Origin of the sequence: Kribbella sp. NPDC051936, assembly GCF_040680955.1 — a bacterium.
Lineage (GTDB): Bacteria > Actinomycetota > Actinomycetes > Propionibacteriales > Kribbellaceae > Kribbella.
The window spans coordinates 134,838-154,555 of record NZ_JBFAXS010000009.1 but is presented as its reverse complement, the minus strand read 5'-3'; the positions used below and the strand labels follow the sequence as shown (position 1 = coordinate 154,555).

19 protein-coding genes are annotated in these 19,718 nt (G+C 69.5%); 11 read left to right on the top strand and 8 right to left on the bottom strand.

The features are described from left to right. Positions 1–2,085: a DNA topoisomerase IV subunit B gene (locus AB0L64_RS31045; RefSeq protein ID WP_363715835.1), complete on the bottom strand. Its 2,085-nt coding sequence runs from the start codon at positions 2,083–2,085 to the stop codon at positions 1–3. 391 nt (positions 2,086–2,476) lie between these two features. Between AB0L64_RS31045 and AB0L64_RS31040 the strand changes: the two genes are divergently transcribed. Next, positions 2,477–2,707 carry a hypothetical protein gene (locus tag AB0L64_RS31040; RefSeq protein WP_363715833.1) on the top strand — a complete coding sequence of 77 codons (231 nt, stop codon included), beginning with the start codon at positions 2,477–2,479 and terminating at the stop codon, positions 2,705–2,707. A 107-nt stretch (positions 2,708–2,814) separates the two neighbouring features. Here AB0L64_RS31040 and AB0L64_RS31035 read toward each other — a convergent pair whose 3' ends face one another. Then, complete coding sequence (locus AB0L64_RS31035) at positions 2,815–4,290, bottom strand: PLP-dependent aminotransferase family protein (protein ID WP_363715831.1); 1,476 nt, start codon at positions 4,288–4,290, stop codon at positions 2,815–2,817. 82 nt (positions 4,291–4,372) lie between these two features. On the opposite strand from AB0L64_RS31035, the gene AB0L64_RS31030 reads away from it, so the two are divergent. Beyond that, positions 4,373–4,999 carry a LysE family translocator gene (locus tag AB0L64_RS31030; RefSeq protein ID WP_363715829.1) on the top strand — a complete coding sequence of 209 codons (627 nt, stop codon included), beginning with the start codon at positions 4,373–4,375 and terminating at the stop codon, positions 4,997–4,999. Here the strand turns inward: AB0L64_RS31030 and AB0L64_RS31025 are convergent. Next, entirely contained in the window at positions 4,986–6,962 is a 1,977-nt protein-coding gene (locus tag AB0L64_RS31025) for a glycogen debranching N-terminal domain-containing protein (RefSeq protein WP_363715827.1), read from the bottom strand. The genes AB0L64_RS31030 and AB0L64_RS31025 overlap by 14 nt on opposite strands. Before the next feature lie 54 nt (positions 6,963–7,016). Here AB0L64_RS31025 and AB0L64_RS31020 point away from each other — a divergent pair, with 54 nt between their 5' ends. From AB0L64_RS31020 to AB0L64_RS30995, 6 genes are all read left to right on the top strand, one after another. Then, the gene (locus AB0L64_RS31020) at positions 7,017–7,490 is read left to right on the top strand and encodes a DUF456 domain-containing protein (protein ID WP_363715825.1); all 474 of its coding nucleotides are present in this window, start codon (positions 7,017–7,019) and stop codon (positions 7,488–7,490) included. A gap of 64 nt (positions 7,491–7,554) precedes the next feature. Next, the gene (locus AB0L64_RS31015; protein ID WP_363715823.1) at positions 7,555–7,863 is read left to right on the top strand and encodes a hypothetical protein; all 309 of its coding nucleotides are present in this window, start codon (positions 7,555–7,557) and stop codon (positions 7,861–7,863) included. A gap of 199 nt (positions 7,864–8,062) precedes the next feature. Beyond that, positions 8,063–8,593 (top strand): hypothetical protein, encoded by a 531-nt coding sequence (locus tag AB0L64_RS31010; RefSeq protein WP_359928517.1) that lies wholly within the window; start codon positions 8,063–8,065, stop codon positions 8,591–8,593. 78 nt (positions 8,594–8,671) lie between these two features. After that, positions 8,672–9,373, top strand: a complete 702-nt coding sequence (locus AB0L64_RS31005) for a response regulator transcription factor (protein WP_355481297.1) — start codon at positions 8,672–8,674, stop codon at positions 9,371–9,373. Then, complete coding sequence (locus AB0L64_RS31000) at positions 9,373–10,872, top strand: HAMP domain-containing sensor histidine kinase (RefSeq protein ID WP_363715820.1); 1,500 nt, start codon at positions 9,373–9,375, stop codon at positions 10,870–10,872. The genes AB0L64_RS31005 and AB0L64_RS31000 overlap by 1 nt, the downstream gene beginning before the upstream one ends. Before the next feature lie 514 nt (positions 10,873–11,386). Beyond that, positions 11,387–12,253, top strand: coding sequence for an aminoglycoside phosphotransferase family protein (locus AB0L64_RS30995; RefSeq protein ID WP_363715818.1), 867 nt, complete (start codon positions 11,387–11,389; stop codon positions 12,251–12,253). A gap of 310 nt (positions 12,254–12,563) precedes the next feature. On the opposite strand, the gene AB0L64_RS30990 is transcribed toward AB0L64_RS30995, so the two are convergent. The 3 genes from AB0L64_RS30990 to AB0L64_RS30980 form a co-directional block, all read right to left on the bottom strand. Further along, entirely contained in the window at positions 12,564–13,748 is a 1,185-nt protein-coding gene (locus AB0L64_RS30990) for a sialidase family protein (protein ID WP_363715816.1), read from the bottom strand. Further along, positions 13,741–14,250, bottom strand: a complete 510-nt coding sequence (locus AB0L64_RS30985) for an RNA polymerase sigma factor (protein ID WP_363715814.1) — start codon at positions 14,248–14,250, stop codon at positions 13,741–13,743. Before AB0L64_RS30985 ends, AB0L64_RS30990 begins: the two co-directional genes overlap by 8 nt. A 99-nt stretch (positions 14,251–14,349) precedes the next feature. Continuing rightward, the gene (locus tag AB0L64_RS30980) at positions 14,350–14,976 is read right to left on the bottom strand and encodes a class I SAM-dependent methyltransferase (protein ID WP_363715812.1); all 627 of its coding nucleotides are present in this window, start codon (positions 14,974–14,976) and stop codon (positions 14,350–14,352) included. A gap of 89 nt (positions 14,977–15,065) precedes the next feature. Here AB0L64_RS30980 and AB0L64_RS30975 point away from each other — a divergent pair, with 89 nt between their 5' ends. Next, complete coding sequence (locus AB0L64_RS30975; protein WP_363715810.1) at positions 15,066–15,227, top strand: hypothetical protein; 162 nt, start codon at positions 15,066–15,068, stop codon at positions 15,225–15,227. A 175-nt stretch (positions 15,228–15,402) separates the two neighbouring features. Further along, complete coding sequence (locus AB0L64_RS30970) at positions 15,403–16,212, top strand: phosphotransferase (RefSeq protein WP_363715808.1); 810 nt, start codon at positions 15,403–15,405, stop codon at positions 16,210–16,212. A gap of 55 nt (positions 16,213–16,267) precedes the next feature. On the opposite strand, the gene AB0L64_RS30965 is transcribed toward AB0L64_RS30970, so the two are convergent. Further along, a complete protein-coding gene (locus tag AB0L64_RS30965; RefSeq protein WP_363715806.1) occupies positions 16,268–17,752 on the bottom strand; it encodes an MFS transporter in 1,485 nt (494 codons plus the stop codon). Positions 17,753–17,887: 135 nt separating this feature from the next. Between AB0L64_RS30965 and AB0L64_RS30960 the strand changes: the two genes are divergently transcribed. Further along, entirely contained in the window at positions 17,888–18,613 is a 726-nt protein-coding gene (locus tag AB0L64_RS30960; protein WP_363715804.1) for a TetR/AcrR family transcriptional regulator, read from the top strand. Positions 18,614–18,661: 48 nt separating this feature from the next. Here the strand turns inward: AB0L64_RS30960 and AB0L64_RS30955 are convergent, their stop codons facing one another. Next, positions 18,662–19,717, bottom strand: coding sequence for a Gfo/Idh/MocA family oxidoreductase (locus tag AB0L64_RS30955; RefSeq protein ID WP_363715802.1), 1,056 nt, complete (start codon positions 19,715–19,717; stop codon positions 18,662–18,664). Between the last annotated feature and the right edge of the window lies 1 nt (position 19,718).

Genomic DNA, 19,718 nt, shown 5'->3' with positions numbered 1-19,718 from the left:
TCAGACGTCGATGCGGTTCTCGTCGAGCTCGTAGGCGCCCTGGACGAGGAACTCCTTGCGCGGGGCCACGTCGTTGCCCATCAGCAGGTCGAAGACCTGGGCGGCTGCCTCGGCGTCGTCGACGGTGATCCGGCGCAGGGTGCGGTGCCGCGGGTCCATGGTGGTTTCGGCCAGCTGGTCGGCGTCCATCTCACCGAGACCCTTGTAACGCTGCGGCGGCTCCTTCCAGCGGACGCCCTTCTTCATCAGCTCGGCCGTCTTCCGCTGGTACTCCGCGTCGCTGTAGGTGTACAGGTACTTGTCCTGGCCCTTCTTCGGGTTCGTCAGCTCGAACCGGTGCAGCGGCGGGACGGCGGTGTAGACCCGCCCGGCCTCCACCAGCGGCCGCATGTACCGGAAGAACAGCGTCGCGAGCAGGCAGCGGATGTGTGCGCCGTCGGAGTCGGCGTCCGCCATAAAGATGATCTTCCCGTAGCGCGCCTGCTCGAGGTCGAACGTCCGCCCCGACCCGGCGCCGACCACCTGGATGATCGACGCGCACTCGGCGTTCTTCAGCATGTCGCCGACGGACGCCTTCTGCACGTTCAGGATCTTGCCGCGGATCGGCAGCAGCGCCTGGAACTCCGAGCTGCGCGCCAGCTTCGCCGTACCGAGCGCCGAATCACCCTCGACGATGAACAGCTCGGACCGGTCGACGTCGTTGCTGCGGCAGTCCGCGAGCTTGGCCGGCAGCGCCGACGACTCCAGCGCGGTCTTGCGCCGCTGCAGCTCGCGGTGCTGACGCGCGGCCACCCGTGTCCGGGACGCGGCGACGATCTTCTCCAGCACCGCGCGGGCCTGCGCCTTGTGCTCCCGTTTGGTCGAGGTCAGGAACGACTCGAGCTCGGTCTGCACAACCTTCGCGACGATCCGTGAGGCCGCCGGCGTGCCCAGCACTTCCTTCGTCTGCCCGTCGAACTGCGGCTCGGCCAGCCGCACCGTGACGACCGCGGTCAGACCCTCGAGGACGTCGTCCTTGATGATCTCCTCGCCGCTCTTCAGCAGCCGCGTGCCGTCGAGCGCGCTCGTGAAACTCTTCGACAGCGCCCGCTCGAAGCCGTTGACGTGGGTGCCGCCCTTGGGCGTCGCGACGATGTTCACGAACGAACGCAGCTCGGTCTCGTACCCGTCGCCCCAGCGCACCGCGACGTCGACGTCCAGGTCCCGCTCGACGTCGGTCGGGGTCATGTGGCCGGCGTCGTCGAGCATCGGCACGGTCTCGGTGAAGTGGCCGGTCCCGGTCAGCCGGACGACGTCGGTCACCTTCTGGTCGGTGGCCAGGAACTCGCAGAACTCCGAGATGCCGCCGTCGTGCTTGAACTTCTCCTCGGTGACCTCGTCGCCGCGCTCGTCGCGGATCACCAGCTCCAGGCCCGGCACCAGGAACGAGGTCTGCCGCGCGCGGGTGACCAGCTCGTCGTAGTTGAAGGTCGCGTCCTTGGTGAAGATCTGCCGGTCCGCCCAGTATCGGATCCGGGTGCCGGTGACGCCCTTCTTGGCCCGGCCGGCCTTCCGCAGGCCCTTGGCCGGCGTGAACGACGCGTTCGCCCCGTCGCCGTCGAACTCGCCGGCCACGCCGCGCCGGAACGAAGTGGTCCAGACCGTGCCGCCGCGGTCCACCTCGACGTCCAGCCGCGCGGACAGCGCGTTCACCACCGAGGCGCCGACGCCGTGCAGACCGCCGGACGCGTTGTACGACCCGCCGCCGAACTTGCCGCCGGCGTGCAGCTTGGTGAAGACGACCTCGACACCGCTGAGCTTGGTCTTCGGCTCGACGTCCACCGGGATGCCGCGCGCCCGGTCGATCACCTCGACCGAACCGTCCTGGTGGAGCACGACGTCGATCCGCTCGCCGTGCCCGGCCAGGGCCTCGTCGACGGCGTTGTCGATGATCTCCCACAGGCAGTGCATCAGGCCGCGACTGTCGGTCGAGCCGATGTACATCCCCGGCCGCTTCCGGACCGCCTCGAGACCTTCGAGGACGAGCAGGTGGCGGGCGTTGTACGTCGGGTCGATCTCGGTACTGCGAGGCGTCGGGGCGGCCACAGGGCTCCTTCACTGGTTCACACGCTGACGCGTACAGCCTATGCGGCCGCACCCCCAAAACGCCGCAGGCATGCCCTCGGCTGACATGCGGCCGGGTACCGGAGGTACGTGTCGCGGCAGGTATCGATCCGGACTCGATTCGAAGTGGTGTACGACACTCCGATTCCGAGCAGACGGTGACGGTTCCATGGCGCACAGTGAGAGAAGAAGCACTGCTCCTGCGTGACTCACCAGAAATCCGCCACTACCCGAAACGATTCCGCGTCAGCAAGCGTCATACGAGGACAGGTGGTTCGTCTCACATACGGACACGTTGTCCCCACCGGGAAGCGATCCGCATGTCAGGATGTTGCTATCTGGTGAGTACGGAACTAGATGAGATGAGGCCTCAATGACTACAGCACTCGCCCCGAGTTCGGCCCTGTCGGCCGCGGATCGTTGTGACCGCTGCGGTGCGCAGGCCTACGTCCGAGTCACCCTGACCAGCGGTGGGGAGCTGCTCTTCTGCGCCCACCACAGCCGGGAGCACTCGGAGAAGCTGCGCGACATCGCGATCACGATCCACGACGAGACCGGCCGGCTCGAAGCCACCCCCGCGATCGCCACTGAAGACGAGCGGTGACCCACAGGCTGTTCTAAACGCGCCAACGGCGGCGCCAAAGTCAGACAGGCTTCGATGGCGGTTCACCCGGAAGGGTGACCGCCATCCTTTTGTGCGCGAACAGTCCCTTACACGACAGGTACTCCGGGGCCGGGGCCGTGCCGCCGCAATTCCTGCCAGGCTCGTGACAGCCGGGCGACCGCATCGTCGAGCACTTGCTCCGAGTAGGCGAACGGCAGTCGCAGGTAGTCGTCGTGTGCACCCGACGGATCCATCGCCTGGCCGGCGACCACCTCCACCCCATGCCGCAACGCCACCTGCGCGAAGACCCGCGCGTCGGTGTCCGGCAGGCGGATCCACAGCGCCGATCCACCGGTCGGCAGCGACCACTCCCACTCCGGTAGCCGCTCGGTCAGCAGCTCCCCCATCAGCTTCTTCCGCGTGGTCGCGACCCGCGCCCGGGCCGCGGTCAGCTCGCCGAGCCGCGGCAGCAGCCTGGCCGTCAACGCCTGGTCGATGACCGGACTGCCGAGGTCGGCCAGGGCCTTGTGCCGGGCCAGCCGCTCGGCGACCGGCCGCGACGCCCGGATCCAACCGATCCGCAGCCCGCCCCAGACCGCCTTCGACACCGATCCGATCGTCAGGACCTCCGCGTCGTCCGGCGCGTACGCGGCGAGCGGCGGCGGGATGTCCGGGCCTGCCGGGTCCCAGGCCGAGTACGCGTTGTCCTCGACCACCACGACGCCGTGCCGCGCGGCCAGCTCGGCGACCTGGCGGCGCCGGTTCGCCGACATCAGCCGGCCGGTCGGGTTGTGGAAGGTCGGCATCACGAACAGCATCGCCGGCTGGTGCTCCGCGAACGCGGCCGCCAGCAGGTCCGGCCGGATCCCGGCGTCGTCCAGCGGTACGCCGGCCACCCGCCCGCCGGCCGCGCCGAACAGGTCGAAGCACCCCGGCCAGCTCGGCTGCTCGATGGCGACCGCGGCACCGGTGCGCAGGTACATCTGCGTCACCAGCGCGATCGCCTGATGCGCGCCGGTCGTCACCACGATCTCGTCCGCGGACGTCGGCAGTCCGGACTCGGTGAAGTGCTCCGCGATCCGCTCGCGCAGCACGGGCAGGCCGCGCGGGTGATAGCCGACGTCGCCGAGCAGGTCCGGCAGGTCGGTGGACGCCAGGTCGATCAGCTCCGACGCCAGCTCGGGCAGCCCGGGGTCCACGGCGTACGTGAGCGAGATGACCTCGCCCGGCCCGACCGTGATCCGGTGGAACAGCGAGTCGCCGTACCCGGACGGCATCCGCTTGTCCGCTCGTGAACGGCCACGACCCGCCGCGCGTGCGACCGTCGTACCGCTGCCGCGCCGGCTCTCGACCAGGCCGCGGGCGCGCAGTTCGTCGTATGCCGCGACGACCGTGGAGCGGCTGATCGCCAGCGCGTCGGCCAGCCGCCGCTCGGCCGGGAGCCGGGCGCCGACCGGAAGCTCGGCGGAGCCGATCAGCGCGGCGATCTCGTCGGCGAGCCGCCGGTACAGGCCGCCGCTGCGGCCGCTCAGCCGGTGGCCGATCAGGTCAGCCAGCGCGGCCGGGTCTCCAGAACGGTCCACTTCTCCTCGGATTGGCTCGGGTGGACTGCTTCCGACGCCGCCAGGCTAGTACGGCAACGCAGTCCAGTTCGAGGAGAAGACGATGGGTACCGGTCAGTTGGCGGGATTCGCGGGCGCGACGGCGGTGCTGGTCGGAATGCCCGGGCCGAACAACCTGTACATCTCGCTGCGCAGCCTCACCCAGGGCCGCCGGGCCGGTGTCGTCTCGGCCCTCGCGATCGAGACCGGCACGCTGGTCTACATCGTGGTCACCGCGCTCGGCCTCGCGACGCTCGTGCAGACGTCGCCGACGCTGTTCGCCGCGATCACCGTCGCGGGCGCGCTCTACCTGGCGTACCTCGGCCTCAAGATGCTCAAGGCGTCGGCGGGCGATCATTCGGCCGGCCTCGAGGTGGCACCGCTCGGGCGGGTGTTCCGGGACGGTGTCGTGGTGAACCTGCTCAATCCGAAGGCCGCGCTGTTCTTCCTCGCGTTCCTTCCCCAGTTCGCGACCCGCGGCGCCAGCGCGGACCAGCTGCGCAGCGAGCTGCTGCTGCTCGGCGTCGGCGCGCTGCTGATCGGTCTGGTCTTCGACCTTGGCTACGCGGTGGGCGCCGACGCCATCGGTCGGCGCTTCCGCTCGGTCCGTACGACGAGCCGCTGGCGAAACCTGACCGTCGCGGCGATCTACCTGGGGCTGTCGGCGTTCGCGCTGATCACTGCCCTCTGACGACGGTCGCCTCGCCGCCCTCCCACCGCACGGACAGCCGCTCGCCGCCGACCAGCAGTCCGTCGAGCTCGAGCTTGTCCCACGGCACCGACTCCGCCGGGTTGACCGCGAGCGTGCCGCCCGGGACGTCGGGCTCGATACCGAGCGCGGCCACGAGCACCGCGACCGCCGAGGCCGCGGCCCACGCCTGCGGGCGGCACGAGAGCGGGTACGGCGTCGGCGTGCTCTCCTCGCCCGTCCCGCGGCCGCCGTACAGCTCCGGCAGGCGGTACCCGAACGCCTCGGCGGCGCGCACCAGCCCTTCGACGTACGACGACGCCACCTCGGACTGCCCGCTGGCGAACAGGCCTTGCACTGTCATCGCGGTGTCATGCGGCCACACGCTGCCGGTGTGATAGCCGAGCGGGTTGAAGCGGGTCATTGCCGTCGACAACGTTCGCAACCCGAAGCCGCTGTTCAGGTCGGCGCCGGCGAGGATGTCGGCGACCGTCTGCTCCTCGTCCGCGTCGAGCAGTCCGGTGCCGAGCAGGTGGCCCATGTTCGACGCGCGGCCGATGACCGGGTTCTTCGCACCGTCGAGGGCGATCGCCGGGTAGCCGTCGACCCAGAACGCAGCGCGGAAGCGCTCCTGCAGTGCGGCTGCCCAGGCCCGCCACTCGTCGCCGGACTCTCCGTGCGCCTCGAGCAGCTCGGCGCCCTTGATCGCGGCGGCGTACGCGTATCCCTGGACCTCGCACAGCGCGATCGGCGCGACCGCCAGCGTCCCGTCGGGCCACTGCACCGCGTCGTTCGAGTCCTTCCAGCCCTGGTTCGCCAGACCGTGCCCCGACTCGTCGATGTACTCGAGGAAGCCGTCGCCGTCCGGGTCGGCGTACTCCTTCATCCAGGCGAGGGCGCGCCGTAGGTTCGGCAGCAGGTCACGCACCTCGTCGGCGGGCATGCCCCAGCGCCACGCCTTGTGCAGCGTCACGACCCACAGCTGGGTCGCGTCGTGTGTGCCGTAGTACACCGGCGGGAGGACGAGGCCGCCGCCGTGATCCGCGACCTCGGCGCGCAGCTCGTGCGGGATCTTGCCCGGCTGTTCCGCGGACCCGGCGTCGACCTTCGTGCCCTGCCTGGCAGCCAGCGCGCGCAGCGTGCCCGCGGCGAGCGTGGGATCGACCGGAATCATCATGCCGGACGAGATCAGCGAGTCGCGGCCGAAGAGCGTCAGGTACCAGGGCGGGCCGGCGCCGAGGTAGCGGTCGTCGTCCGCGGCCAGCTGCAGTGCGCGAACGTCGTCCAGTGACCGGTCGAGCCAGCGCCCGACGCGCTTGTCGTCACAGCGGACGCTGACGTCGTACGGCGCGCGCTCGGCCGGCGGCTCGATCGAGAAGCCGGTGTTCGACTTCGGGAAGTCCGCGGTCACGCGCAGGGTGATCGTGAACTCCTCCCCCGGCTCGACGTGCGGCGTCGCCGAGACCCCCGGGTCGGCGGTGACCACGACGCGGGTGTCGTCGTTCTCCCAGCGCGTCCGCTGGGGACCGTCGGGAAGCGGCGCGAGCTGCGGCAGGGTCGCGGCCGCGCCGCTGCGCACCGCGGCGGTCCCCGCGAGATCGGTGCCGAGGGCAACGTCCAGGCGGCAGTCGACGGCCGCCCGGGAGCGGTTGACGAGCGTGATCCGCTCGGTCATGCCCTCGGAGTCCACGGTGCGGGTCCGGTACAGCATCACGGTCGGGTCGTGCCGGGTGTCGCCGAGGCCTTCGAGCATCGCGACGTACTGATGGGTGGCCGCGTCCTGCTCGTCGACGTGCACCGGGAGCGGCTCGTGCCCGTCGACCGTCACGCTCAGCCGGGACAGGATCCGGCGGTCCCGGGCGTACACGCCCTCGGCGCCGGATCCGGTGAGCTGCCCGGAACGCGGCGACAGCACCACCCACGGAGCGGCGAGCGCGGTGACCAGTTCATGCAGTGGGGACGACATGTCTCCACCCTAAACGGCGCCGCGATGCGGTTAAGTAGGACTGTGGAGACTGGCGTGAACCTTCTGGTCGGCATCGCGATCTTCGTCGGGATCGCGGGCATCGTCGTGCCGATCCTGCCCGGCGCGATCCTCAGCCTCGCCGCGATCCTGGTGTGGGCGATCGTCGAGCACAGCGCGACCGGGTGGGTGGTGTTCGCGATCGCCGCGGTGCTGATCGGTGCCAGCCAGGTGGTCAAGTACGTCGTACCGGAGCGCCGGCTCCGGGAGGCCGGCGTACCGCGGCGGTCGATGGTCGTCGGGGTGCTGCTCGGCATTATCGGGTTCTTCGTGATCCCGGTGGTCGGCATGTTCGTCGGCTTCCCGGTCGGCGTGTACCTGTCCGAGCTCCAGCGCCAGCGCACGCACGCGGCCGCGTGGACCTCCACCAAACACGCGCTTCGCCAGACCGGCGTCTCCATCCTCATCGAGCTCATCGGCACATCGCTCGCCGCGGCTGTGTGGCTGGCCGCGGTCCTGTTCGTCGTCTGAACTGCCAGGGACCCAGAAGGCGCCCGATCACGACAGGGGCCCGCGGGACGGCCTGTTCGGTGCGTTGCACGGCGAGTTCGTCGTCCAGAAGGACGGCGGCGGGTACCAGACGGTCGGCACGCAGTCCGGCTCGGTCACGGCGGTCAGCAACACGACGATCACCGTGAAGAGCGCCGACGGGTACACCCGGACGTACGTCGTCAACGCGGACACCAAGGTGAACCGGGACGGCAAGATCGCCGACATCAAGACCGGCGAGAGCGTGCGGATCCGGGCCGTCGTGTCCGGGGACACCGCGACCGCGAGTTCGATCGACGACGGCAGCAACCGCCCGGCCCCGCCGGACGGCGCCAAGCCCGGCACGTCGAAGTAGTTCGAGCACACGGTGATGGCCGGTTGCAGCCGGTCCTCACCGCAGGCGACCTCGAAGGTCAGGTCGTCCATGCACGGTTCTTAGGTGATTGCCAGCTTCTTCTTAGGCCTGACGGAGGTTGGTCCAAGCTGGGTCGGTCATTGTGAGAAGCATCAGTGCCAGGTGACGTCCCGGCACGCAGTACGGAAGGCACAGCAGGATGAAGCTCTCACAGAAGCGGTGGCGGCTGCTCGGCACCGTCGCCGCCGTGGCCGTGACCACCACGGCCGGCGGGGTCGCCTGGGCGGCCAGCAACGCGGACCCGACGCCGTCACCGTCGGCCTCCCCGTCCAGCCCGTCGACGCCGGGTCAGCAGAAGCCGGGCGGACCGGGCAAGGGCGGTTTCGGGCATGGCGAGTTCGGGCTGGGCGGCGCGCTGCACGGCGAGTTCGTCGTACCGAAGGACGGCGGCGGGTACCAGACGGTCGCGACACAGCGCGGCGAGGTGACCGCGGTCAGCAAGGAGTCGATCACCGTCAAGAGCGAGGACGGCTACAGCCGGACCTACACGCTGACCGAGGACACGCTGGTCAACGCTGCCCGCGACGGCATCGACGACGTGAAGACCGGGAACACCGTGCGGGTGACCGCCGTGGTCACCGACGGCAAGGCGACCGCCAGCTCGGTCAACGACGGCACCGTCCGCGACGCGGCCGGTCAGAAGTGGGGCTTCAAGCACGGCCCGCGTTGAGTCACGTCGCGGACGACTCACAGCTGATTGCCAGGAACCTTCCAGGCTTCGCACGGTTCCCGGCTGCACACTGAGAGCATGAGTCCGCATCTGCTGGTCGTCGACGACGAACCGAACATCGTCGAGCTGCTCTCCGCGAGTCTGCGTTTCGCCGGGTACGACGTGACCACGGCGACGCACGGCGCGGAGGCGCTGCGCAAGGCCCGGGACGTGGAGCCGGACCTGGTGGTGCTCGACGTGATGATGCCCGGGCTGGACGGGTTCGAGGTCGTACGCCGGCTGCGCGGTGAGGACCGGCATGTGCCGGTGCTGTTCCTCACCGCCCGGGACGCGGTCGAGGACAAGGTCCTCGGGCTGCAGACCGGCGGGGACGACTACGTCACCAAGCCTTTCAGCCTCGACGAGCTGGTTGCCCGGGTGCGCGCGCTGCTGCGCCGGTCCGGTCATCGCGAACAGACCGCGACCGAGGCCGCCGTACTGCGCTATGCGGACCTGGAGCTCAACGAGGACAGCTATGAGGTGTTCAAGTCCGGCCAGGCGGTGCAGCTGTCGCTGACCGAGTTCAAGCTGCTGCGATGCCTGCTGGAGAACGCCGAGCGCGTGATGTCGAAGGGACAGATCCTGTCCGCGGTGTGGAACTACGACTTCGCCGGGGACGCCGGCGTGGTCGAGTCGTACATGTCGTACCTGCGCCGTAAGGTCGACACCGGCGACCAGAAGCTGCTCCACACCGTCCGCGGGGTCGGCTACGTCCTGCGTACCCCCCGAGGCCCCAACTGATGCAACTGAACCACCGGCGGTTCGCCGACCGGTACCCGTTGCGCGTCACGATCGTCGTCGTCCTGCTGACGCTCGTCGCACTCGCGCTGGTCGCGTCCGGGGTCCTGGCGACCACAATCATGCGCGGCTACCTGCTCGACCGCGTCGACGACCAGCTCCGGCAGGCCGCGATGCCGCTGTCGCACGTCGAGACGGACCGGCGTCCCGTGCCGCGCCCCGGCGGCGGACCGGGACCGCGACAGCTGCCGAGTGAGTTCGTCGTGCAGTTCAACGACTCCGAGGGCACGAGCGACAAGGGCCCGGTCGGTTCCCGGCTCGCCGAGGCCGAGCCGCTCCCCAAGCTGCCGACGCTCAACCTGAACCAGGTCCGCGCACTCGACGGGAAGTCGTTCGAGGTCGACGCCGAGTCCGGCGGGGCGACCTGGCGGGTGCTCGCGGTCCCGACCGAGGACCAGCAGGGCTCGGTCATGGTGGCGCAGAGCTTGAAGGACATGGACCACACCATCCAGCGGCTGATCGGCATCCAGGCCGCGGCCGGGGTGATCCTGCTCGTACTGCTGGCCGGCGTCGGGACGTACGTCGTACGGCGAAGTCTGCGCGGGCTCGAGGACGTCGAGCACACCGCGGTCGCCATCGCCGGCGGGGACCTGAGCCGCCGGGTACCGCAGCGGGACCCGCGGACCGAGGTCGGGCGGCTGTCGCTCGCGCTGAACCAGATGCTCGGACAGATCGAGACCGCGTTCGCGCAGCGTACGGCGTCCGAGTTCGCCGCGCGCCGGAGCGAGGACGCGGCCAGGCAGTCGGAGGAGGCGGCCCGGCAGTCCGAGGACCGGATGCGGCGGTTCGTCGCCGACGCATCGCATGAGCTGCGTACGCCGTTGACGTCGATCCGCGGGTTCGCCGAGTTGTCCCGGCACCGCGGTGATGTCGCGGACCCGGACACGATGCGCCGGATCGAGGACGAGGCGAAGCGGATGGGTCTGCTCGTCGACGACCTGTTGCTGCTCGCGCGCCTCGACCAGCAGCGCCCGCTGCGCGCGGAGTCCGTCGACCTGCTCCCGATCGCGGCCGACGCCCTGCACAACGCGCAAGCTGTGCAGCCCGACCGCCACATCTCGCTGCTGATCCTGCCCGACTCGGAGGCGCCAGTTGTCTCCGGTGACGAGGCTCGGCTGCGGCAGGTGCTCGGCAACCTGGTCAGCAACGCCCTCCACCACACCCCCGTCGACGCACCCGTCACCGTCTCCGTCGGCACCCGCGGCACCGAAGCCATCCTCGAAGTCAGCGACACCGGCCCGGGGCTCACGGATGAGCAGAAGGCCCGCATCTTCGAGCGCTTCTACCGAGTAGACACCGCCCGAACCCGCTCCACCGGCGGCTCCGGACTGGGCCTGTCCATAGTCGCCGCCTTGGTTGCCGCCCACAACGGCCACGTAACCGTCACCGACACGACTCCCCACGGCGCAACCTTCACCGTCCATCTCCCCCTCAGCACCTAAGCCCACCCACGCTCGGCTGATAGATCCGACCCACGCTCGCTACGCGGCCGCTACTTCGTCGCTCCGCTCCTCAACGCGCCCACTCCGCAAGCTCCCACCCACCCCCGCTTAGCGCGGTGCATTTGCTTCCGGCTGGCGCCGGGAGTTTCCGGCTAGCGCCGGGGTGCTGCCAGCTTGCGCCGGGAGTCTCCGGCTGACGCCGGGGTGCTTCCGGCTACCGCCGGGATACTTCCGGCTGACGCCGGGGTGGTTCCGGCTTGGCCCGGATATTTCCGGCCAGCGCCCGGACGTCTCCGGCTACCGCCGGAGGCCTTCGGCTGGCGCACCGCCTCGCGGGCCCAGGTGCCATACCCCGGGGTCGTGCCCCAGGTGCCACGAACTCAGGTCTCGTCGCCCACGGGTGCTGTGGCCCAGTGTGGCGCTCGGTGGGGGACGGGGCCCGGCTGGTCAGCATTCTCCGCGCGTTCTTAATCCGAGCGACAGTGCAAGACCACGCCGGTAGCCTGGCGAGGCCATGGAGATGACTGAAATCACGCGTGCGATCGCGGCTACGACGTCCATCGCCTCATCGCTCGGTCTGCCGGTCGAGGACGCAGTTGTTCTGCACAACTCGAACAAGTTGGCGCTGCGATTGACGCCGTGCGAGGTCTTCGCTCGGGTAGCACCAATTGGGCAAGAGGTTGCGCAGCTCGAGATTGAGATCGCTCGGCAGCTGACGGACCTCGGGAGCCCGGTGGTTGCGTTGGAGCCTCGGGTCGACCCGCTCGTGTACACGCGCGACGGCTTCGCAGTGACGCTGTGGACCTACCACGAACCCGTGACCCCCAGCGTCTCCCCGCCCGACTTCGCCAACGCGCTCGAGCGCCTGCACGCGGGTATGCGCAAGATCGACGTACCGACCCCACGGTTCACCGACCGAGTCGCCGAGGCCGAACAGCTCGTTGCCGACCCGGACCTTTCGCCCGAGCTGGCCGACGCCGACCGCGAGTTGCTCACCACCAGACTGGCAAGCCTGCGCCGAGCGATCGACGACCGAGGCGCCCCGGAGCAGCTGCTTCACGGGGAGCCGCATCCGGGCAACGTGCTCAGCACGAAGAGCGGCCCGTTGTTCATCGACTTCGAGACGTGCTGCCGCGGGCCGGTCGAGTTCGACCTCGCCCACGTACCGGAGGAGGTCTGCGCGTCGTACCCAGGCATCGACCACGAACTGCTGGACGACTGCCGCCAGCTGGTCCTCGCGATGATCGCCGCCTGGCGCTGGGATGCCGGCGACCAGTTCCCGAACGGAAGACTCTTCGGCGACGGACTCCTGCACATCCTGCGCGAAGGCCCGCCCTGGCCGACCCTCGACCAGGTGACCACTCGGCTGGGCGTTCTGTAGATCAAGCGACTTCCACCACCGCTGAAGCAGGCTGTGAGTCGAGCACCATCTGGGGCCGAACCGCCGCGATCGACACCGACCAGCTGTCCCTCATGGTCGACCCCGGCTGGGACCTCCCGTACGACAACGCCAGCACCGCACTCGTACGAGCTGACCCCGGTGCTCCCTGGAAACACTCGAGAAGCTCGCTCACCTGGTGCATCCAGGTGAGCGAGAGATCCACGGACCGCTGGCTTCGTGAGCTCGTCAACAGCCTCGCGGACGTCACCAAGGAGCGAGCCGAAACCGCCCTGCGGTAGCCCCATGACCCCTAACGAGGCTCGAAGTACTTCCAGGTTTTGCCGTGGTCGGTGCTCGTGATGGTCTGGTTGCCGTTGTACTGCATGCCGTAGACGAAGTCGCCTACCGCGGACAGGTGGCCCAGATCGGGCGGCGGAGTGTACGGGGCGCCGGCACCGGGACGGAGGAGTTCTCGCTTCTTGCCCTGATAGAGCGCGAGCCCCGTCCCGTTGCCGAAAGCAACCGGAGAGGACAGGTACGGAGCGTTCCGGCCGGCCACCGTCGTCCACTGCCGGCCGCCGTCGGTCGACAAGCGCACCGGCAGCAGGTCACCCGGCGTGCCAGGTTTGCCCGCGCGGGGCTTCATGCCCGGGATCACGACCAGCGTCTTGCCGTCGGGGCTGACGGCCAGTTGGCCGCCGGTCCGACCCGCGCCGATGATCGAGTGGTCCCAGGTCTTGCCGCGGTCATCGGTCCAGTAGATGCTGCCGACCCCGCTGTTCTTGGCGCCGACCATCCACCACCGTCCGGTGCTGTCGCGGAACGGCTCGTAGGCGTTGTCGACCCCGGGGATCTTCACCTCCCGCAGGACGCCGGTCTCCAGGTTCAAGGCTCGCAGGGTGCCGTACGCCAGCAGCACCTCGCCGTCGTCGAACTCGCTGGTCGGCGGAGCCCAGCGCAGCTGCTTCTCGATCCGGCCCTGATCGGTCAGGCGGACCATGACGGACTGCGGCCAGGTCGGATCGGTCCCCTTCATGCTCGTCGGCATCGACAACGCCAGGGCCTCGTCACCGGCCCGCAGTACGACGTACTGGTTCTTGCGCACCGGCGCTGTCGTACGGACACCGTCACGGCTGAGCACCGCGGCGTAGTTCCAGGTGTATCCCGGCTGAGGCAACAACCAGCCCGCCGCCCACCGCGTCGGTGTGACGAACGCGATGCCGGAAGCGCCCGACTTCTTGTTGTGGATCAGCTTCTCGGCCGCCTGGTCGACCGGAATCGACGAAGGGGTGCCGGCTGTCTTCTCCGTACCGGTCACGTTTCCCAGTGATAGAACGGCTGCCAGTACTGCGAGGGTCACCGCCGCGACGACTCCCAGCCCGGTCAGCGCGTGCCGACGGCGACGGCGGCGAACGCCACGCCGTTCCAGAGCCTCGAAGGGCAACGGCTGGACGGTCTCCTGGACGTCCCAGGACAGTTCTTTCAGCTCAGACATGGTTGACCTCCTCGACGTCGTCGGCGAACTCGTGGACCAGCGGGGCCAGGCGGGACCTGCCGCGCGACAGGCGGGCTTTCACTGTCCCCTCCGGGACCCGCAGCTGTACGGCGATCGCGCTCACCGGCAGGTCGACGATGTGGTGCAGCACGATCGCTTCACGCTGTTCGTACGGGAGCTGGCGCAAGGCCTCGACCAGAGCTACGCGGTCCGCGGAGAGTGCGCTCAGAGTGGTTTCGGGGACGCCTGCGCGGGAGAGCAAGCCGTGGAAGCGGTTCGCGCGGCGGTAGCGCCGGCGTACGGCGTTGAGCGCGACTGTGCGCAGCCACGCCTCCGGGTTGTCGAGCTGAGCGAACCGGCGGGGCTTCTCGACCGCCTGCACGAAGGCTTCCTGTACGGCGTCTTCAGCCTCGCCCAGGTTTCCGCAGATCGCGAACAGCTGCCCGACAAGCCGCCGGTAACACCCCTCGTACAACTCGCGCACCATGTCGCCGTCAGCCATCACCACTCCCCAGATCGGACCTTTGCCAGCACGAGTCCTGGCAGAACGATCCGGTTGCATCACCCGAGCACAATGCCCGAGATCCGGGTCTACACGGGGTCAGCGCCGGCGGAGCTTCACCGTGGAGTCGCGCCGGGTGATCGGTACGCCGTCACGCAGGACCTGCGCGCGGTCGTGTTCGCGGCTGACCAGCGTGTCCCACTCGCCGGCGGGCAGGGCGAGGCTGTCGATGACCTCGTCCGGTGCGGGAAAGTGGATGTCGGGGTGCGCGTTGTGCTCGCCCGACGGGAACCCCATGTGCCCCTCGATCAGCAGCACTCCCCCGGGTGCGACGGCGGCGGCCGCGCTGCGCAGGATGCCGTCGCGCGGCAGTTCCGTCTTCGAGTGCAGGAACTGCGCCGACACGAGATCGAACTCGCCGTCCGGGAACGACGTCCCGAGCTCGTGCTGCTGCCAGTCGATCCGGCCGGCCACGCCGGCGTCCTCGGCATGCTGTACGGCACGCCGCAGCGCGACCGACGAGATGTCGACCGCGGTCACGGTCCACCCGCGCTGCGCGAGCCAGATCGCGTCGGCGCCCTCGCCGCAGCCGAGGTCGAGGGCCCGGCCCGGCGTCAGGCCGGACACCTCGTCCACGAGGACCGCATTCGGTTTGCCGCTCCAGATCTGGTCGTGCTCCGCGTAGAACGCGTTCCAGTAGTCCTCGGGGAGTTGTTCCGTCGTCATGCCGACGATCGTGCGCCGGAACCACCGCAAAGAGCAAAGAAGTTTGCCAAGTCGGCAATCAGGTGTCGCGGACCGGCAGTGGTTCCGCGTTGCCGACCACGAACGCGTACGTCAGCGCGCCGATCACCGCCACCACGCCGGCACGCGCCGAGGATCAGGCCCTTCTCGGCGTTGCTCAGGTCGACGTGCAGGTCGTCCTCGATGAACGGCAGCGCCACGCTCAGGTTCGCGCGATCCAGGTAATTCAGTGAGAGTCCGACGAACGCCAGCCTAGGATCAGGTACCTCGTCCGGCTGGCTCCGGGTGGAGCTTTCACAGTTGTCATGGCGGTCACTCTGTGCCTCCGATCGACAGCGGATCGTGGCACGCTACCCCGGACGCCATCTTTGTGCAGACAAACGTTTCAGCCAGTGGAATGAGGGTGGAGTGATCGAGGACGGCGAGGAGATCCCGCTGCTCGGCGGCGACGTGACCGAGGGCCTGGTTCGCGTCGGCGACACCGTACGGCGGCCGCCCGGCGAGCGGGCCGAGCTGGTCCGGGACGTGCTGCTGTACCTGGAGAAGGTCGGGTTCGACGGCGCGCCACGGTTCCTCGGCATCGACTCGGCCGGCCGGCAGGCGCTCACGTACGTCGAGGGCGAGGTCGCCGGCCGCCCGCGGCCGTCCTGGATCGCGGACGAGGAGCGGATGGTTTCGGTCGCGCGGCTGCTGCGTGCGTACGACGACGCGGTGGAAGGGTTCGGCATCCCGGAGAAGCTGCCGGCGCCGATCGAGCCGCCGGGGCTGCCGGAGCTGGACGACCCGCCGGAGCTGGTCGGGCATCAGGACGTCACGCCGGAGAACGTGGTCTTCCGGGACGGTCGCGCGTACGCCCTGATCGACTTCGACCTCGCCCGCCCGGTGAGCCGGGCCCGCGAGTTCGTGAACCTGATGCTGTGGTGGGCCCCGCTCGGCGCCGAGGAGGATCTCGATCCCGAGTTCCGCGGGCTCGACCGCCCGCGTCGGTGCCGGCTCCTGGCCGACTCCTACGGACTCGCCCCGGCCGATCGCGTACGGGTGATGGATCTCGCGATCGCGCTGAACGAGCGCGCCTGGCACACCATGAAGTACCGGGCCGAAACCCTCGGCGGCGGCTGGCAACGCATGTGGTCCGAAGGCGTAGGCGACAAGATCCGCAACCGCACAACCTGGCTCGAGACCAACGCCGACTCCGTAACTTCAGCTCTGCTCGGCTGACCCACGCCGCCGGCGGGTGGTTGGCCCGCACCATCCCGCCGGCGTGCAACAGCCGTCAGCCGGCAGCGACGCTCTCGGGCTGCTCGGTGGTCGAGGTGGTCTTCTTCTCCCGGAGGAGGCCGAGTGCAATGACCGCGGATCCGAGGACCGCCAAGGCGCTCACCACGAACGTGCCGGACATCGCCTGCGCGAAGGCGTTGCGCGCGACCTGCGCCAATCCCGCGTCTCCCCCGGCCACCGCGAGCGCCTCGCCGATCGACCGACGTGCGGCCGTGGGCGCCGACTCCGGCATGTTCGCGGTGAAGTTGCTCGCCAGCGCCGACCCGAGAATCGCGATCCCCAGTGCCGCACCCGCCTGCTGCACCGTGTCGTTCAACGCCGACCCGACGCCCGCGTGCTCGTGCGGCACCGCACCCATCAACGCCGCGGTCGCCGCCGGCTGCGCCAGTCCCGCGCCGGCACCGAACACGCCGAGCGCCAGCGCGACCATGCCGAACCCGTCGCTCGCGGACAGCGTCGACATCACCCAGAACCCACCCGCCAGCACGACCAGGCCGGCAACGGTCATCGGCCGGTTCCCGATCTTCTGGCCGAGCGTCGCCCCGACGCCGTTCACCAGGATGACCGCGACCGCCATCGGCGCCATCGCCAGACCGGCCTTCGTCGGCGAGAAGGCGAGTACGAACTGCAGGTACTGCGTCAGCGCGAGCACCAGCCCGCCGTTCGCGATCTGCAGCAGGACCAGCGACAGGCTGCCGCCGCTGAAGTTCCGGTTCCGGAAGAGGGCAAGTGGCACCATCGGCGCCGGCGTCTGCAGCTCCCACCACACGAACAGTGCGAGCCCGGCCACGGCGACCGCCAGCACCGGCCACGAAACGCCGTGCTCGGGCAGCTCGATGATCACCCACACGAGCGCCACGAGCCCGATCATCGACAGCAGCGCACCGACCGGATCCGGCTTCCGCCACGGCCCCTTCGACTCCGGCATCAGCACCACCGCGGCGACGATCGCGATCACCACCACCGGAACGTTGATCAGGAACACCGAGCCCCACCAGAACTTCGCGATCAGCGCGCCGCCGAGCACCGGGCCGCCGATCAGCCCGACCATCAGCACCGAACTCCAGATCGACATCGCCGTCCGGCGCTCCGCGTCGTCGAAGACGGTGATCACGACCGACAGCGTGCTCGGCATCACGATCGCCCCGCCGATCCCCATCAGCACCCGTCCGGCGATCAGCATTTCCGGGGTTCCGGCGTACGTCGCGACCAGCGAGGCGGCACCGAAGATCGCCAGGCCGACGATCATCACCTTCTTGCGCCCGTACCGGTCGGACAGGCTGCCGGCGGTCAGCAGCAGACCGGCGAACACCAAGATGTAGCTCGCGACGATCCACTGGATCTCCTGCGCGGTCGCGCCGAGGTCCTCGGTCAGGACCGGGATGGCCACGTTCAGGACGCCGTTGTCCAGCACCAGCACCATCGTGCTCAGGCAGAGCACGACGAGAATCAGCCATCTGCGCGGCTGCCGAGCGGTCATCGCTCAACTCCTCGAATCGTTGTCCTGAACAGTGTTCAGCTTGCCTGAACAGTGTGCAATTTGAATTGAACACTGGTCAAGTCCTGCACGCTGTTCAGGAATCGGCTAGAGTCGGAGCGACGAGGAGGTACGACGATGGCGACCGAGGAGTACACGTCCGTCTGGACGCGGCCGAAGCGTGGCCGGCGCCGTGAGCAGCCCGCCCTCACCCAGGAGCAGATCGTCACCGAGGCGATCAGGCTGCTGGACGCCGACGGGCTGGAGGCGCTCACGATGCGCAAGCTCGGCGCGGCGCTCGGCGCCGTCGCGACGGCGGTCTACTGGCACGTCGCGAACAAGGACGAGCTGCTCGAAATGGTCGTCGACGAGGTGTACGGCGAGATCGAGGTACCCGAGGTCACCGATCCGGAGCAGTGGCGCCCGGCGGCGGAGGCGGCGGCGCGGAGCATGCGCGCGATGATCGTGCGGCACCCGTGGGTGGCGCCGACGCTCGCCGACGTCGGCATGAACTACCTCGGCCCGAACCTGATGCGGATCTCGGACGAGATGCTCGGTGTGTACCTGGCCGCCGGGTTCGAGCTCACCGAGGCGGACCAGGCGGCGAACACCGTGCTCGGCTACGTGATCGGCGTCGCGTCGGTCGAGGCTGCGACGATCACCAAACTCAAGCGCAGCGGCAAGGACATGGCCGCCTGGCAGGCCGAGGTCTGGCCGGCGGCGGTGAGGGCCGCCGAGCCGTACCCGCACACCCGGGCGCTGTACGCCGCCTACAGCAACACCGATCTCGAAGCCGGCGGCGAGGACAACTTCAGCTACGGCCTGGCCAGGACCCTGGACGGTCTCGAGGCCCGACTGGCCTAACCCGCCGGGTTGGTTGCCCGAGGCTACTACCTCGGGCAACCAGCCTGATCAGCGGGTGATCTTCACCTCGGCGCCGGTCTTGGCGCTCTCGTAGATCGCGGTCAGCATCCGGGCCATCTCCAGGCCCTGCGCCGCGGTGGCGTCGGCCGGGATCTCGCCCCGGCAGATGCTCAGGAAGTGGTCGATCTGGTTCGCGAACCCGACCTTGAAGTCGAACCCGAGCGAGTCGATCTGCGGCTGGACGTGCAGCAGCGTGTCGTGCCGCTCGGTGATCATCAGCAGCTGTGGCTCGATCTCCGCGCCGCCCTTGTCACCGTGGATCCGGACGCTGATCTCGTTGCGCGCGTGCAGCGAGAACGACGTGTCCACGTCGAGGACCGCCCCGCCCTCGAAGCGAATCTGCGCGGTCGCGTAGTCCTCGACCGTGTTCGGCCGGGCCGCCGACGCGGCCTTGTACCGGGTCAGGTTCTGGATGTTGTCGCGGGCGCCCAGCGGGGCGAACGTAGCGCCGGACGCCGACACCGCCTTCGGCATCCCCATCAGGTACCAGCACAGGTCGATGATGTGGACGCCGAGGTCGATCAGCGGACCGCCGCCGGACAGTTCCACGTCGCCGAACCAGCCGCCCGGGTTGCCGGCCGTCCGCAGCAGCGTGGCCCGCGCTGCGTAGATGTCCCCGAACTCGCCCGCGTCCAGGAACCGCTTCGTGACCAGGGCGTTCGGCGCGTACCGGCGTACGTACCCCACCTGCAGCGCCTGGCCGGTCTCCTCGACCGCCTTCACCAGCGCCTCGGCCTCCGGCACGTTCACCGTCATCGGCTTCTCGACCAGCACGTTCTTGCCCGCCCGCAGCGCCGCCTCGGCGATCGGGGCGTGCAGGGTGTTCGGCACGCAGACGCTGACCGCGTCCACGTCAGGGTCCGCGAGGATCTCCTGGAAGTCCCCGGTCACCCGCGCCACGCCGAACTGCTCGCCGCGCGCCTTCGCCCGCTCGAGGTCGACGTCGCAGACGGCGACCAGCTCGGCCCGGTCGTTGGCCTGGTACGCCTTCAGGTGCTCGACGGCGATCGAGCCCAGCCCGATCACCGCAATCCGCGTCGTCATG

Excerpts from the sequence above, each read along its gene's own strand:
- AB0L64_RS31040 (WP_363715833.1), top strand. The coding sequence starts at position 2,477 with ATGACTACAGCACTCGCCCCGAGTTCGGCCCTGTCGGCCGCGGATCGT.
- AB0L64_RS31030 (WP_363715829.1), top strand. The coding sequence starts at position 4,373 with ATGGGTACCGGTCAGTTGGCGGGATTCGCGGGCGCGACGGCGGTGCTG.
- AB0L64_RS31025 (WP_363715827.1), bottom strand. The coding sequence starts at position 6,962 with ATGTCGTCCCCACTGCATGAACTGGTCACCGCGCTCGCCGCTCCGTGG.
- AB0L64_RS31010 (WP_359928517.1), top strand. The coding sequence starts at position 8,063 with ATGAAGCTCTCACAGAAGCGGTGGCGGCTGCTCGGCACCGTCGCCGCC.
- AB0L64_RS31005 (WP_355481297.1), top strand. The coding sequence starts at position 8,672 with ATGAGTCCGCATCTGCTGGTCGTCGACGACGAACCGAACATCGTCGAG.
- AB0L64_RS31000 (WP_363715820.1), top strand. The coding sequence starts at position 9,373 with ATGCAACTGAACCACCGGCGGTTCGCCGACCGGTACCCGTTGCGCGTC.
- AB0L64_RS30995 (WP_363715818.1), top strand. The coding sequence starts at position 11,387 with ATGGAGATGACTGAAATCACGCGTGCGATCGCGGCTACGACGTCCATC.
- AB0L64_RS30990 (WP_363715816.1), bottom strand. The coding sequence starts at position 13,748 with ATGTCTGAGCTGAAAGAACTGTCCTGGGACGTCCAGGAGACCGTCCAG.
- AB0L64_RS30985 (WP_363715814.1), bottom strand. The coding sequence starts at position 14,250 with ATGGCTGACGGCGACATGGTGCGCGAGTTGTACGAGGGGTGTTACCGG.
- AB0L64_RS30980 (WP_363715812.1), bottom strand. The coding sequence starts at position 14,976 with ATGACGACGGAACAACTCCCCGAGGACTACTGGAACGCGTTCTACGCG.
- AB0L64_RS30965 (WP_363715806.1), bottom strand. The coding sequence starts at position 17,752 with ATGACCGCTCGGCAGCCGCGCAGATGGCTGATTCTCGTCGTGCTCTGC.
- AB0L64_RS30960 (WP_363715804.1), top strand. The coding sequence starts at position 17,888 with ATGGCGACCGAGGAGTACACGTCCGTCTGGACGCGGCCGAAGCGTGGC.
- AB0L64_RS30955 (WP_363715802.1), bottom strand. The coding sequence starts at position 19,717 with ATGACGACGCGGATTGCGGTGATCGGGCTGGGCTCGATCGCCGTCGAG.